Source organism: Roseibium sp. SCP14 (assembly GCF_040329475.1).
Classification (GTDB): Bacteria; Pseudomonadota; Alphaproteobacteria; order Rhizobiales; family Stappiaceae; genus Roseibium.
On record NZ_JBDZYH010000009.1, the window covers coordinates 37,388 to 51,424 of the forward strand.

Annotated in this window: 13 protein-coding genes; 5 read left to right on the top strand and 8 right to left on the bottom strand. The window is 55.3% G+C overall.

From position 1 onward, the window contains the following. Positions 1-226: 226 nt before the first annotated feature. Together ABLQ08_RS26885 and ABLQ08_RS26890 are read left to right on the top strand one after the other, a co-directional pair. Positions 227-535 (top strand): hypothetical protein, encoded by a 309-nt coding sequence (locus ABLQ08_RS26885; RefSeq protein ID WP_352948934.1) that lies wholly within the window; start codon positions 227-229, stop codon positions 533-535. A gap of 215 nt (positions 536-750) precedes the next feature. Beyond that, positions 751-1,242: a hypothetical protein gene (locus tag ABLQ08_RS26890; protein ID WP_352948937.1), complete on the top strand. Its 492-nt coding sequence runs from the start codon at positions 751-753 to the stop codon at positions 1,240-1,242. Between the two features lie 284 nt (positions 1,243-1,526). Here ABLQ08_RS26890 and ABLQ08_RS26895 read toward each other — a convergent pair whose 3' ends face one another. The 4 genes from ABLQ08_RS26895 to ABLQ08_RS26910 are packed head-to-tail and all read right to left on the bottom strand — an operon-like array spanning position 1,527 to position 4,507. Then, positions 1,527-2,279, bottom strand: a complete 753-nt coding sequence (locus tag ABLQ08_RS26895; protein WP_352948939.1) for an anti-sigma factor family protein — start codon at positions 2,277-2,279, stop codon at positions 1,527-1,529. Next, positions 2,276-2,785: an RNA polymerase sigma factor gene (locus tag ABLQ08_RS26900; protein ID WP_352948941.1), complete on the bottom strand. Its 510-nt coding sequence runs from the start codon at positions 2,783-2,785 to the stop codon at positions 2,276-2,278. Before ABLQ08_RS26900 ends, ABLQ08_RS26895 begins: the two co-directional genes overlap by 4 nt. Before the next feature lie 48 nt (positions 2,786-2,833). Further along, positions 2,834-3,226, bottom strand: coding sequence for a COG4315 family predicted lipoprotein (locus ABLQ08_RS26905; RefSeq protein WP_352948944.1), 393 nt, complete (start codon positions 3,224-3,226; stop codon positions 2,834-2,836). A gap of 48 nt (positions 3,227-3,274) precedes the next feature. After that, entirely contained in the window at positions 3,275-4,507 is a 1,233-nt protein-coding gene (locus ABLQ08_RS26910) for an MFS transporter (RefSeq protein ID WP_352948946.1), read from the bottom strand. Positions 4,508-4,583: 76 nt separating this feature from the next. Between ABLQ08_RS26910 and ABLQ08_RS26915 the strand changes: the two genes are divergently transcribed. The 3 genes from ABLQ08_RS26915 to ABLQ08_RS26925 all read left to right on the top strand — a co-directional run bounded on the left by ABLQ08_RS26915 (position 4,584) and on the right by ABLQ08_RS26925 (position 6,833). Continuing rightward, positions 4,584-5,069, top strand: coding sequence for a MarR family winged helix-turn-helix transcriptional regulator (locus tag ABLQ08_RS26915; protein ID WP_352948949.1), 486 nt, complete (start codon positions 4,584-4,586; stop codon positions 5,067-5,069). A gap of 374 nt (positions 5,070-5,443) precedes the next feature. After that, positions 5,444-5,812, top strand: coding sequence for a hypothetical protein (locus ABLQ08_RS26920; RefSeq protein WP_352948952.1), 369 nt, complete (start codon positions 5,444-5,446; stop codon positions 5,810-5,812). A gap of 268 nt (positions 5,813-6,080) precedes the next feature. Continuing rightward, positions 6,081-6,833 (top strand): IS6 family transposase, encoded by a 753-nt coding sequence (locus tag ABLQ08_RS26925; protein ID WP_352948954.1) that lies wholly within the window; start codon positions 6,081-6,083, stop codon positions 6,831-6,833. Positions 6,834-7,080: 247 nt separating this feature from the next. Here the strand turns inward: ABLQ08_RS26925 and ABLQ08_RS26930 are convergent, their stop codons facing one another. From ABLQ08_RS26930 to ABLQ08_RS26945, 4 genes are all read right to left on the bottom strand, one after another. Next, positions 7,081-7,947 carry an alpha/beta fold hydrolase gene (locus tag ABLQ08_RS26930; protein WP_352948957.1) on the bottom strand — a complete coding sequence of 289 codons (867 nt, stop codon included), beginning with the start codon at positions 7,945-7,947 and terminating at the stop codon, positions 7,081-7,083. Positions 7,948-8,189: 242 nt separating this feature from the next. Further along, a complete protein-coding gene (locus ABLQ08_RS26935) occupies positions 8,190-8,516 on the bottom strand; it encodes a hypothetical protein (protein ID WP_352948959.1) in 327 nt (108 codons plus the stop codon). 140 nt (positions 8,517-8,656) lie between these two features. After that, on the bottom strand, positions 8,657-12,805 hold the full coding sequence (locus ABLQ08_RS26940) for a beta strand repeat-containing protein (protein WP_352948962.1): 4,149 nt from the start codon (positions 12,803-12,805) through the stop codon (positions 8,657-8,659). An 88-nt stretch (positions 12,806-12,893) separates the two neighbouring features. After that, on the bottom strand, positions 12,894-14,030 hold the full coding sequence (locus tag ABLQ08_RS26945; RefSeq protein ID WP_352948964.1) for a TIGR03032 family protein: 1,137 nt from the start codon (positions 14,028-14,030) through the stop codon (positions 12,894-12,896). Positions 14,031-14,037 lie beyond the last annotated feature (7 nt).

Genomic DNA, 14,037 nt, shown 5'->3' on the forward strand with positions numbered 1-14,037 from the left:
CCCTCCCTGTCCTGACGGCAGAGGTCGGCCGGCGCAGTCGCAAGGCATTGTTTTGACACCGCCAAAAGAGCATTTGGGGAGTATCAGCCCTTCGATCTTCGACGGCCCCCTGGAGAATTCGACCAATACACCGTCCGGTGCCTGACACCAATGTCCCCCCCCCATACGCTCAGAATAGACATCGCATGATTTCCCAAGATAGAATGGTGGATTGCCATCTGACCGAATGACGTATCCATTCGAGTTACAAGAAATATTTCTCGACGCGGAATGCGACGGCTGGACTGTCAAAATTACAAATATAACCAACAATAACCGCATGCAAAAACTCCAAGATAATGTAACCGATACCCTCCAAATGGGATTGTTAGATGCGGTAATAGTGGCATGTCGTCCACCTTTTTCCAACATGGCGTTTGTGGATGTCTTCGGTGGCTGGCCTTTCCGACTTTCAGCAACGTCCATCGTGCCAACGGCCGCTACGCGTGAGGTTGCGGTGACCAGCCGCTTTCCGATCGAACGTGCCGACGAGTAGGGCACCACCGGACAGGCAGCAAACGACCCCAGAGCTGATAATCTGGCGGCGCCACGAACAGCCAGTCAGCAGCGCGCCCGCATTTCGGACTTACACGGTCTTTCACGCGCGCCCTGAAAGCGGACGCTGCGGTTTTATGTTTCCAAGGTCAGCAAGGCGGGACTTAGCGGACGTTTGCGTTTATTGTCATAACGTCAGCTATGAAAAGGGCGAGCATGAACACATTGATAAGCTATTTCGTTACCGCGATCTTTTCTTTGCTTGCAATTTCAGGTGTGGCTAAAGCGCAAACAAAGCAGTCTCTCGTTGGGCTTTGGTACAATGACGACAACCGTTTGGCGACGGTTGAAAAAGACGTGTTCCGGCAGCACTGTAGCGACGGTCGGCTGATCTGGATTCAACGACTTGAAACCAGTTCAATTGCGGAGTGGGAAATCTACATGGGGATCTGGCGCATCAAACAGAACACGCTAACGTATAAAGTTACACTGTTTGAAAGAGCGCAAGCCCCGTCTTTTACTATTTCTAGAAAGACGAATCTAACATCCAGCTTTGATATGCTTGTTGGGCGAGTAGACAGCAGTAGTTTTCAATTTGAACGTAGGTGGGGCTTCCCACCTCGTGGCAATGTGGCCCGACGTGTTGATGCTGTGCCTTTGCCGCGTGTCTTGCGCGACAAAGCAAGTTGCGAGCAGACGACAAGCTAAGGTGAATTCTTAATCTGTTGGCACAACGTCCAGCAGCATCTACTGGAGAGCCGCCATTCGATCATTCCGCAGCATCCGTCAAGATGGGGCTCAAAGCGGTCATTTGTTGCACCGAGCACGAAAATCAGCTTTGGGCCGGGAGCAACAGTCGACCTGATTTGTGTGAATTTCCGCTTCGCTAGAAGCTTATTCCAATAACCGCCATTCCCCTCCCGGCCCCCTTTTCCGACATTCAGTAAATTGTCCTACGGTGCAACGCACTCGACCGTTCGCAACTTTCGAAACTAGATGAGTTGTCCGTGTATGGTTCTAGCGATCTGATCCATGGGGTCTCTCTCCAATGAACCGACCAGCGAATACCGCCAGGGACCGTCCTGCCAGAAAACTGTCAAATATCCCTCGACCTTGTGGAAACGAAACGATTGACTCTCCCGCGGAGCACCGTGCGTGGCCAGTAGGCTGAGCCTGTCTCCGTTTTCGTTTTCATACATGAACAGAGCCGAGGCCCTGTCGCCCGCGGGCAGAAGCCGTCCACCAATGAGGGTAAAGCCGGTCTCGCCCAGGTGTGGAGCTATGATCGCAGCCCCCAGGCGGTTGGAGAGCCATGTCTGCAGATGATCGCGCTCGGTTGCCGCAACCTCAACCGGATGCAGAACCTCGCTGACATAAAGAGAATGGGCCGCACGTGCCTGCTCGGCGAATTGTGCCAGACCGTTTTCCGGTCCGGCACCTAGACGCGGCAAAACGTAACCAAGCCCCAGACCGATCACAAAAATGGCAATCGAAGCAGCAACACGGAGCAGCGAAACCGGTTTACGGGACTGCTGCGCGCGTTCCTTGAGTTCTCGCAGATGCGTGGCAGACGGTACGGGAATTGTTTGGCGGATCAGCTCGGCCTGGCGCTGCAAATCCCGATAATGCGCGGCATCTTCCGGGTGTGTCGACAGATGCTGATCGAGGGTTTGGCGTTCTTCCGCCGTCAGCTCGTTGTCGATCCCACGCTGGATCAGGTCTTCGATCGTTTTGCGCTGTCTCATTTCACGCTCCTGATCTTCGGGGCAGCAGATGCGTCCATATCAGCTTTCAGTTTGGCGCGTGCACGGGATATGCGCGACATCAGCGTCCCCCTGGGAATGCCCAAGGCGGATGCGACTTCTTCATAGCTCAGTCCCGCGGCCACCACCGCCAGCAATGCCTGGCGCTGTTCCGGCGGCAGCTTGTCCAGGCTCTTCCAGATTTCCTTGGCCTTCAGCCTTTCTTCCGGGCTGGCACTGAGCTCGGCTACGTTGCTGATCTGGTCCAGTGTAACCGTCTGACGACGGGATTCGCTGCGCAATCGATCCCGGTAGAGGTTGAGGAGTATTTTCGTCAGCCAGGGTTTCAAGGGCCGTCCGGGTATCCAGAGTAGGCGTTTGCGCAAGGCACGTTCAATGCAGTCCTGCACCAGATCGTCCGCAACGCTCCGGTCACGCGTCAGCGACCAGGCGTAGCGCCAAAGATCTGGGAGACTTTTTTCCAGTTGGGTTTCAAAGGATTGGATCATCAGTGATTGACAGGGGTGGACCGGGAATCCACCCCCGGAACCTTCCGGTTATGGGCGGGCGGTGTGCCAAACGCCTTTGACGCCGTCACCGGTCATGTCGCCGGGTTTCTCGTCCTTGAACCACAGATAAAGCGGCTGCCCCTTGTAGGCGACCTGCCAGGTACCGTCCTTGCGCTCCACGAGGCTGTAGAACTCGGTAAGGGTGGTGCCGTCTTCACCCAAAAGCGGAGGCCATTTTTCAGCGCAGGCATCGTAGCAGTTCGAGACACCGTTCTTATCCTTGTCGAACGTATAGAGCGTCATCTTGTGCGCATCCATGAGATAGGATTTGCCGTTGATTTCACCGGCAACGGCTGGTGCACCGGTATGGCCGTCGGCACTGGCAGCCATGGTGGAAACGATCAGAGTGGCACCGGTTAATGCAAGGGACTTTAACATCATGTCTTTACTCCAATTTGAAAAAAGCCTGCTGAGCGACAGACATGACAACTACGACTGGGTGACGGGATTATTCCGACCCGCAGGAATTTTTTTCGCAATCGGCAGGGCACAGGCACACAGAGCCGCCAAGGCGCCGCCTGCTGCCAACGTCAGGAACCCGAGGCCCCAACCGGAAGGTCCCGGGAAAATATCGAGAACCAGACCAAAGCTGACCGGCGCGACTGCACCTGCACCGATTCCCAGAACAGAGCGAAGTCCAAGGGCTTTTCCCAGGTGTCCGGGAGGAACGGCATCAGCCATGGCGGATGACAATACCGCCGAATCTCCGATCGCCGCAAAGCCGTAAATTGCGACCAGTAAGACGAGCAGCACCGGCGGCAGCGAAATTGCCCAGCCGACCGAAGCGGAACAAACCATCCCGAGGAGCGCAAACGCGATCAGCACACGACGCGCACCAAATCTGTCTGCGGCAATGCCTGACAGAAACGACGCGAAGAAACCCGACATGTGCAACGCAAGAGCCGTCCAGATCCCCAGCTCGACCGCGCTCATGCCCGTGTTTCCCATCAGGGCGACGGCTAGAAACGCCGGAACCCAGGCCCACATTCCAAGCAACTCCCAAGTATGACCGATGTATCCCAGGATCAGCAGGCGTGACGTTCTGCGCTGATCCGGCTGCATGGAGTTCGCAGCGGCTTCAGCTGTCGCATCGATGTCTTTTGCATGCCGGGTGGAAAACCAGGAAAGCAGCGCCCCCAGGACCGACAATATCGCGACACTCAGGAAGGCTAGGCGATAGTCCCCCAGGGAGATCATAAGATTGCTGAGAACGATCGAAATGACATATCCGGCCGACATTCCCGCAAGCACCCAGCCGACCGTAGCATTCCTGCGTTGCGGAGCCGCGTTGGCCGAGGCCAGCATGATCGCGGGCGTGTATGTGCCCCCCTGAGTCAGTCCGATCAGCGAAATCATGATCAGCCCGCTGTTGAAATCCCGGGCCCAGGCCGCGGCCATGAGGCCCGCGAGCGCCGACGCGAGCGATGCGGCGGCGAATACCCTGCGCGCACCAAACCGGTCGCACAGGTAAGATGTCACCAGGAGGGAAAGCGCCATGGAGATCGTGAAGCCGCCCTGAACCAGCCCGGCCTCGGTTGCGGTCATGTCCCACTCTGCAAGCAGGAAACTCAAACAGGCCGGATAGACCATGAACACGGAGGTGGTGCAAATGCGTGCCGCCACCAGCAACGGCAAATTCAGGGTGTTTCGGTCTGTAGACATTTGGCGGTCATCACGGCTATTTACATTAGTACTAATGCATTAAATTCATATTAGCGCTAATGCAATGGAAAAAGAGATGAGCCCAAAGGAAGTCGGTATCGGAGAATTGTTGCGTCACCTGAGTGACCTCTTCGACAGGGATGCCGAACGAATATATGCCAGCATGAAGCTCGGCGTGGACTATCGCGCCCGCTATACACCGGTCATCCGGGCATTCGGTGACGGCCCGATGTCGATCGGTGAGTTACAAAAGATAGTCCGCGTGACCCAGGGCGCTATCAGTCAAACGGTAAAGCTGATGAAGGAGGCAGGGCTTCTGGAAGCGGCTGACTCCACCGACCAGCGTGTGAGCAGGGTCGACCTGACGAAGCTTGGCCGCAGCGTGAAAGCGACACTGACCGCGGAATGGGAAATGCATATCGACGTGATCAACGACCTGGAACGTGAGATCGACGTCCCCTTGAGGGAAGCACTAGCGGAGATGATTTCCGCCTTGGAGCGGAAAAGTTATTTTGAGCGGATCGAAGAGAAGACGAAAACAGAAGGATGTGGAATCCGATAAGAAGAACCATCGTTAAGCCCCTTTGCCGACATTCGTTCCCTTTGCATTTGGAGCAGGAACTCCAACCTAGGCCCACTTCGGTAGTTGCTGTCCACATCAGTGAGAGAACAATTCTCAAAGAAATTTGTTCCGTGTTTGCACTAGCTTAGCGTTGGTTGGCGGGAAATCAACGCTAAGCCCTCTAGAAGCCGTTATTCGCGATAATTTCAACACCATGAATTTTGACGATGATGACCTTGTCGACACCTTCTCTCGCTTGAGTAAGGATCGACAAAAGAAATTGCTCAAAGTGTTGAACCGATCTGCCGAACTGGATTGACTTCTCTCACCTTCTGCGTGTGTAGTGCTTGCACTTATCAATCGAGAGGCAAAAAATGCGCGCAGCGTTCCTTACTCCCATTGCCCTGCTCATCTGCACCTCTACCGCACTTTCTCAGGGTTTAGTCGCTCCAGAAGGAAGGTATTTATGGAAATGCGGTACCGGTGTGGAATGGGAAGACGCTGATGGCCGGTTAGAAATATCCGGCAACGAACTTCGCTACTGGGAAGCTACTTGCACACTCACCAATCCGGTAGATGTTCGCGGTCTACCCAACACAAAAATTTATGATGGCTCCTGTGAAGGCGAAGGCGACGAATGGGAAACCCGGATCATTTTGAACACGACAAGTCACCTTGATCTACAAGTAGTGATCATCATTAATGATCAAGGCGTCGGTACCTACCAGTCCTGTCCTGATTGACACTTCTCGCCTTATCCGTGTGTACTCGCAATATTGCAAATTGTAGGGTACTATGGACGACGAAACTAGGATCGCAAACGAACGCGCAGCCGCTAGGCTGGAAGGTGAATTTGTACCCAACATCGGGACGCAACAGTATCAAGCAAGCGCAGAAGAGCGCTCAGCCCATGCATTGGAATACATAGGGGCTTGTCGCAAATATTCTTGGTTAACGACATGTTGACCCTCACTGAAGAATTTCCGGCTCCGAGAGTTGCGGAGCGTATTGATGATTCTGAATGCAATTACCGAAAAGCTGAAACGCCAGTCCAAGGGCGATTTCAAAGGGCGGCACTTCGAGGCGCGGCTGATCGTTCAGGCGGTTGCCTGGCATCTGCGCTATCCGTTCAGCTACAGAGACCTGGAAGAGATGTTCTTCGAGCGCGGGTTCGAAGTCGACCACAGCACGATCAATCGATGGGTTCTCGCCTATGCACCGCTGATTGAAAAACGGCTTCTCCAATTCCGCCGGCCTCATTGTGGATCGGTCCGGATCGATGAGACCTACGTCAAGATCCGCGGGAAGTGGCGCTATCTGTATCGCGCCATCGACAAATATGGAAACCCGGTCGACTTTCTGCTGACGGCGAAGCGCGACCTCAGCGCCACTAAGCGTTTCTTCCGTAAAATGCTGAAAGACGAGCACTTGCTCTCACCGGAAAAGATCGGCACTGATGGTGCTAATACGTTCCCATCAGCAATCAAGACGTCAATCGATGATCGGCTTCTTCACTCCGATCCCGTGCACTATGTTACCAAGCATCTCCAGCAAGGCATCGAAAGCGACCATTTCCGGGTGAAGAAGAACATGCCGAAGATCGGCGGCTTCCAATCGTTCAAAACGGCGCGGCGAACGATCGCGGGCTTCGAGGCCATGCTCTGGCTGAAGAAGGGCTTCGGCTTCTCCGGCGAGTGGAACGTCAACGATCAGAACGATCTGCTGGCGCACCTCTTCGGACTTCAAAAGGTTAACAAAGCTTGAAAATGTTGTCGCTCACGGGAAGAACGCGACCTACCCAAACTATTGCGACAGGTCCCTTTGCCGACATTCGTTTTTGCAATTTCGCTGTTGCAGCATTTTCTCGCAGTTGCGATACGATCGCTGTTGCAGTGCGGCCCGTGTCGCCAATCCGAACATTCACCAGCCGTGCTTTGGCCAGAACCGAAACCGCTCTTTCGCCGCACCCTTGTCAGACAAACATGACGCGGACATTGCTGCCTTCAACTTGTTAAGACAAACTAGCAACCGCGCCGACAAATTCTGTCCACCGTTCGCGATCCACAAACCCATAGTGTCCTGCGCCGGACCACTCGTGAGCTGTGCAATTGGGAAGCTCAGAGCAAAGGTGTCGTGGCATCTCCGGTGAGATAATATCGTCCGCAGTTCCATAAAACATCTCTACTGGTTGCTGGATCTCCTTTAGCGAAAACCCCCAGTCCCAAAGCGCCATCGTCATTTCGAAAACCCCTTCCTCGTGTTGCAGATAACCAAGACGAAAGTTCTCTTCGAACAAGGCTTGCTGTTCCGGATTGCGGAGTATTGTTTTGGCTTCGTTGGGCATTTGGTCAACGACAGATTCCACATATGAAGGGATGTCTTTCAAAGCACTTTTTGCGCCCATACGCTCTGCCCAGCGGATCAGAAAGGTCAGATGGCGCAGTTTCGCGATGGTCTTCAGGTCCTTCAGCACCAGCATCTTGGTAACACCAGGCTGATCGAATGGCGCCACAGGAGAAGCGAGCGCAACTTTACGCACACGTTCGGGCATGTGAAATGCCACCGCCAATGCGTGGGGGCCGCCTCCGGAATGGCCCGCTACATTGAATGTATCGAGGCCAAGATGGTTAGCCAAGTCTTCCATATCAGCGCCCCAATCGACCATTTTCCGATCCTTCTTCGGACTTGAACCTCCAACACCGGGCTGGTCTGCTGCAATCCATCGCACTCCAAGCGAAGCGGTTAGACTGTCGTCGGGTTGACGAATGACGTGAGAGTCGGAAAACCCGTGGCTAAAAATCACTGGTGTTCCGTTTGGGTCGCCGTAAGTGCTGAAAGCGAGCGTTCTACCATCTTTGAGAGTTATGTGTTCGGTCAAGTCATTCTCCCAAAACGAAATAGCCCTGGATTGGAAGTTCATTGGAGTGTTGGCATTGATTTGATCCAAGAGTACGAGCGTTCTCACTTATTGGGTACCATATTCTTTGGTCCGCATAATGAAACGCAGATGTCCGATCGAGCTCACTCCGGACAGAGCAGCCTGACTGGTGGCAATCAGATCAAGGGCTTGTGGAAAGCCCCAAATTCTCGGAGCTTTCGCCGTTACGTATAGAGCCCCACCTAGTCGGAGAATGTATACTCACCCAGATCACACAGGTTCAGCGAATACTCTTTGGCTTCGGAGCCGTCGGCAAAGATACCACGGATATCATAGACACAGGTCTTCAGCCCGTCTGCGATATCCACGCCAATTTCATATCCAGGGGCGAGATAACCACCCGCCAAAAGGTTTGCTTCCCAATCGTCGGACGATGCGGGGGAGACGTTGAATTCTACCAGGTCGGCACTGCTGTCATTGTAAAGCCGGAATTCCAGATCTTCCGCCTGAGCCGGCGAATAAACGGCCAATGCCGCAAAAGCCAGTGTCGCAGAGATTAGAGATTTCATCGTGTTGATCCTTCTGTTTGATCGGTAAATTGGTTGTGAGCCACCTTTGCCCGTGAGTAGGGGTGTGCGCGAGCGATGCGGTGGCCCACGAAAGACGGTTCAAGGGGGGTCGGCACCGTTTTTATCTCGTGGAAGATGATTCAGAACCGGAATTCGAAACCCAGTTGGCCAGCAACGCCATAGTCGTCAGAGCTGCTGCCAAATCCGGTCTGGGCGGACATTTCTCCGAACAACATGGTGTTTGCCGTTATGTCCATGAGGCCACCCAGTGTCAGCTCGACGTTGTTCCTGCCGCGTTCGGTCAGAACCGTGTCACTTCCAAATGACACGGACGTTTCATCATCAAACGCGTGGTAGTAGTCGACCTGACCAAAGAGGACACTGGTGCCGAACTCACGCTCGGCCCGCAGACCTAATCGCGTGCTCAGCGTATCGCCGTCAGAGACCGTTCCAGTGGCCCCGCTTGAAACATCGTTGAGATCGTCGGAATCGACTTTGCTGTAGAGAAGTTGCGCCTGGGGAATAAGGTTCAGCCCATTATTAAGGGCGAAAACCTTGCCAACTTCGATTGAGGTGGCATAACCATCCCCATCCGTATCGACCTCCTGGCCACCAGCGGCTCTGGTCGTGCTGTCGAAGATCGCATAACGCACCTGGCCATCCAGATAGAGTTGGTTATCAGCCAGCCACAACCCGCTCAGCGTCACATCATAGGCGTCGGTGTCAATCGTGCCGTCCGCCAACGGCGTTTCGCTTTTTGTCGAAAGCGTTGTTGCACCGAACTCAAATCCACCGATCAGAGAACCGTTGCCGATCTCGGCAAATGGCAGGCTGGCGCCGACACGCAAGCCCCCGCTGGTCGTTTCGTTGGTGCGATCACCAGTGGTGTAGCGGTCGCGCCCACCTTCTGCGTTCAGCCAGAACAGTGGTTGATCGGTAGAACTGAGTTCGATCAGGGACCGACTGACGGTTTCGGCATCCTCAGCCCCGGTTCTGCCGGTCAGTCGACGCAGCGCTCCGCCCAATGCAATCTGATCGCTGAACTGCTGGACGCCAGCCGCAAGGAACGCACGATTTGGATTCAGGTTCACCCCACCGTTCGCTGCGAAGGGGGAAAGAAGGAATTCACCGGTTGCCGGATCGTAGTCGAGCAGGAAGGTATAGGCGCCGCCGACGATTGCGGTTTCTCCGCCTTTGGTCACGAAATCACCGTTCACTAGCCGGAAGTCACTGGCAGAACTCATGCCGGAGACCGAGGCAAGCGCATAAGTTTGAAGATTTGCAAGAGTACCGGATTTCTGAACCAGCAGGCCCTGTTGTGCGCCTGTACTGTCGCCGGTCACAATCAACTGGTCGTTGGTTCCGGCATCAAAATCGACATCAAGCGCCACAGTGCCAGACCCCGACAGATCGCCGCCAATGGTCAGGCGATCACCCCCGTGCCCATCCATCAAGCTGACGAGGCCATCGTTGCTGACGTCACCGCCAACAACGACCGCACCCGATCCACCAAACCCGGCCCGGAAACGGCTTGTCGCGTCAATCTGCAGGTTGCTGCTCAGGGACAGGTTTGCCTCCCCTGCTGCGATGGTCGATCCGTTGTTTGCCGCTAGAGAGTTAATATCTGCTGCTGAACTGTCCAGAGACAGGATACTTCCATTGTCTGCTGTCAGGTTTTCCCAATTGGTGAACAGAGCGCCGTCGAAATTGCCGTTGAAGGCCGAAAAGGTCACGGCATCTTGCGTGCCATCACCGCCGTCGAACAGGGTTGCCGCGCTGATATCTGCGCCCCCTTCAATCGTCAGCGCGTCGGTACCGTCACTCAGCAGCACTGCACCGGCAATCGCTGATCCCGACCGCAGAATGACATAGCTATTGCCGCCATCACCATTGACAATCGCCTCGCCAGACACGGAAGAGACCGACGCACCGCTGTTGAGTGTAATCACGCTCGGCCCGCTGGTCGCCCGGGTCACAATCCCGGCACCAGTACCCCCTGAAACGGCGCCGGACACGGTAACCGATGTCAGGCCTGAACCAAAGTTCCGGGCGTGGATGCCATACTGTTGACCGCTGACATTTGCGGCTTCAATCGTCAACGAACCACTGACGTCGTTGCGCGCGTATATCCCGTTTCTAGCGCCGCTGATCATACCAGTGGATGTGACTGAAAGATCGGTACCAATTTCGTTCTGTGCTAATAGACCGTTGCCATTGGTGCCAGTGATGTCTGCCGACGAAATCGTCAGCGCACCGCTGCCTCGGTTAATGGCTGAAAGTCCGGTAGTGCCAGTGACTGTCCCCGAAGCGGTGATCGACAAGTCTGTTCCTGAGGAGCCATTATAAAGGAGCATTCCCTCCCCGGCCGTGCCAGTGACGTCCGACGTCGCAATCGTCAGCGCTCCACTGCCATCGTTGCGCGCGTACATCCCGAACGACCCACCTGACACGGCTCCCGACGATGTTATTGAAAGATCCGTGCCAGAGTTTTGGGCATAGATGCCACTACCCAAGGTTCCGGTGACATCCTTCGCTGCAATCGTCAGGGCTCCGGAGCCGTCGTTTCGTACCTGAATCCCGTGCAAAGCACCGCTGATCGTGCCAGTGGATGTGACCGACAGGTTCGCACCATAGTTATTCAGGTTCAGCCCGTTTTGGCGGGTTGATGTCACATCCGCGACCGAAAGGGTCAAATCGCCGGTGCCAGTGTTTCTCGCGAAAATCCCTCGCCCGCCACTTGTCACCAGCCCGCTTGTCGTGATCGAAAGATCGGAGCCTCTGTTAATGGCGGAGATACCCGAATTGTTGGCGGTTCCGGTGACATTGGCCGCAGAGATCACCAGCGATCCTCTGCCATAATTGCGGGCATTGATCCCGAACCCATCATTTGTGCTGATCGCGTCTCCGACGTCGATCGTTACACCGCCGGTAGTTCCGCGGCTACTTGCGTGTATCGCATCACTGGCACCCGTCACGGTGCCCGATGCCGTAATCGACATGCTGGTGCCGGAGCCGTGATTTTCTGCCCTTATCCCAAAACTGTTGGTACCCGTGACGTCCGCAGTTGTGATTGTCAGGGCTCCCGTGCCATCGTTGTATGCGTCGATACCGACGGTGTTGCCCTGAACCGGTCCGGACGCCGTAATGGTCAGATCGGAACCACTGTTCTGGACAGAAATTCCTTCGACTCCCTGGCCGATCACCTCTTCAACAGCAATCGTCAATGCACCGCTGCCATTGTTTACAGCCCCAATCCCCCGATTGCCTCCGATAACCCGATCAGTTGCAGTGATGGAAAGATCGGTGCCGGTATTCAACGCGGAAATGCCTTCCCCTGTTACACCTCCGGTGACACTTGCCGTCGAAATTGACAGCGCACCGCTACCGGTATTTTGAGCGAGGATGCCAGATAAGCCGCCTGAAACGTGCCCGGACGTGACAATTGACAGGTCCCCGCTAATCCTATTTTGGGCTAAGATGCCATGGCTGGAACCTCCGGTGACTTCCGTAGCAGAAATCGTCAAAGCGCCGCTGCCATTATTTGTGGCTGCAATCCCCCGATCGCTACCGAAGACCCGGTCAGTTGCAGTGATGGAAAGATCGGTACCGGAATTCGTTGCTGAAATGCCATCACCGGTTGTGTTGCCGGAGACACCTGCCACCGAGATTGTCGTCGCACCGCTACCGGTGTTTAGGGCGAAGATTCCGGACCGCTCCCCTGAAACAATCCCGAAGGTTGTGATTGAAAGGTCTGTTCCACGGTCATTTCTGGCATGAATCCCATCATCCGCCGCACCGCTGACATTCGCCGCTGTGATTGAGAGGCTCCCTGGCGACAATACACCGTAGTTTCGAGCGTAGATACCGTTGCGTGCGCCGCTAAGCGTACCGGTCGTGGTCACCGTCACATCGCCACCGCCATAAACGACAGCTCGAAGCGCGTCATTGCTCCGCGAAATGATTGTTGACTCATTGTTGTCGGTAAAGGTCACGCCCGCATTACTGAACAGGTCAATGGCGTTTGCGGAATTGAAAGGCTCAATGCCAAAGCCAGGAAGCGTTTCTACAGATATGGGCGCGCCGTTGATGATTGTCACACTGGTGTCGTTGATCGGATCAGCAGGCCCGGAACACAAGTAAATGCCGGGGACTTCCAGGCCACAGCTACCCGCAAGTGCAGAGCCTGCAGTCAGTAACGTGGTCGCGCCAAGTGCCGCCGCAGAAACGCCTGAAAGCACGCGCCCCAATGCTGGCGCGTAACTTGCCACTTGCCCCTTATACTTTGTCATCCGGCCGCCACGTAGAAGTATTGCTCGATGGTGTGGCAGGTTCGTGCTTTGATTTATCTTACTCATTATGTCCGTATCAATTTTGATTTTATTGTTGAGTTTTCGTCGGTTGCTTCGGCAGGGTGATCAGCGTTGCGGCCTCAGAGGTGCCGGGTGCCGCTGCCATTGGGCAGAGATGACTAGGTAGAAGCTCGAGGTCGTAGAGCTCAGCCACCGCGCCATCTATCCGTAGCCAGTCCACGCAAGCTTTGGTCTCAAGATCGATTATCTGGATTCCGCACCACGGCGCGCTGTCGGCCTTGCTCAGGCGAGCCTCAAGCTCCAGCCCCTCGAACCGCTTGTAACGGGGCTTGGACAGGCCGACGAAGGCGTAACGACCATGCACGGCCAGACCACGGGCAAAACCGGGACAAAATACATGCGGCTCAAAACGACCCTTGCCGTTCCGGTCGAATTCCACTGTGCCCAACTCGCCACGCCCGGAATTCAGCAGCCATAACCGTCCGTCATGCCATCGCGGTGAATGCGGCATCGACAGGTTGTCGCAAACGATGTCTCCCGTCTCGACGTCAATAACGATGCCGCCATCCGCACGCCGGTCGCGCCAGCCGTCGATCGTATCCGAACGGCTGACAGCTGTGACATATCGGGGGTGCCCGTCCTTCATCGCCAGCCCGTTCAGGTGGCAACGATCCTCATCCACCAGCGATGATATGAACGGGGGGCGCCAGACCTCACGAAAGCTATGGCGCGGGTCCGGCGTTGCGAGGCAATTGTATCGCGTATTGACGAAGATCGCCTTGCCTGCGGCATCGATGCCAAGGTCGTGCAGATCAAGCTGCCCGGTAAATTCGCTCTGACGCGGCATGAAGGCGGCGTCGAACAGATTGTTCACGCGCTCCTGCGGATCCAGCACGTTCTGCAGGTGCAGGATTTGATCATCTGCTGCCAGCGACAAGCCATGCGCCCCATGACGGTGAATGCCCATGGGTCGGGGGAAAGCCATCTGATGGATGTTGATCCCTCCAACCGGCTTGACCCCCACCATGTAAAGGACCCCCGACTGGTAGGAGGTAAAGGCGATGGACAGCCCAAGCCCTCCAAGCCGGTCAGCCAGACCCGCTGAGACCGAGTAGTCAACTTTGGGTGTCGTCGGAGAAGAACCCGCTTTGTTGTTTTCAGCGGCTGCGTCAGACTGAAATTGTTCGCTGAGAACATCGCTCATCGCGTGT

Excerpts from the sequence above, each read along its gene's own strand:
- ABLQ08_RS26885 (WP_352948934.1), top strand. The coding sequence starts at position 227 with ATGACGTATCCATTCGAGTTACAAGAAATATTTCTCGACGCGGAATGC.
- ABLQ08_RS26890 (WP_352948937.1), top strand. The coding sequence starts at position 751 with ATGAACACATTGATAAGCTATTTCGTTACCGCGATCTTTTCTTTGCTT.
- ABLQ08_RS26895 (WP_352948939.1), bottom strand. The coding sequence starts at position 2,279 with ATGAGACAGCGCAAAACGATCGAAGACCTGATCCAGCGTGGGATCGAC.
- ABLQ08_RS26900 (WP_352948941.1), bottom strand. The coding sequence starts at position 2,785 with ATGATCCAATCCTTTGAAACCCAACTGGAAAAAAGTCTCCCAGATCTT.
- ABLQ08_RS26905 (WP_352948944.1), bottom strand. The coding sequence starts at position 3,226 with ATGATGTTAAAGTCCCTTGCATTAACCGGTGCCACTCTGATCGTTTCC.
- ABLQ08_RS26910 (WP_352948946.1), bottom strand. The coding sequence starts at position 4,507 with ATGTCTACAGACCGAAACACCCTGAATTTGCCGTTGCTGGTGGCGGCA.
- ABLQ08_RS26915 (WP_352948949.1), top strand. The coding sequence starts at position 4,584 with ATGAGCCCAAAGGAAGTCGGTATCGGAGAATTGTTGCGTCACCTGAGT.
- ABLQ08_RS26920 (WP_352948952.1), top strand. The coding sequence starts at position 5,444 with ATGCGCGCAGCGTTCCTTACTCCCATTGCCCTGCTCATCTGCACCTCT.
- ABLQ08_RS26925 (WP_352948954.1), top strand. The coding sequence starts at position 6,081 with ATGATTCTGAATGCAATTACCGAAAAGCTGAAACGCCAGTCCAAGGGC.
- ABLQ08_RS26935 (WP_352948959.1), bottom strand. The coding sequence starts at position 8,516 with ATGAAATCTCTAATCTCTGCGACACTGGCTTTTGCGGCATTGGCCGTT.
- ABLQ08_RS26940 (WP_352948962.1), bottom strand. The coding sequence starts at position 12,805 with ATGACAAAGTATAAGGGGCAAGTGGCAAGTTACGCGCCAGCATTGGGG.
- ABLQ08_RS26945 (WP_352948964.1), bottom strand. The coding sequence starts at position 14,030 with ATGAGCGATGTTCTCAGCGAACAATTTCAGTCTGACGCAGCCGCTGAA.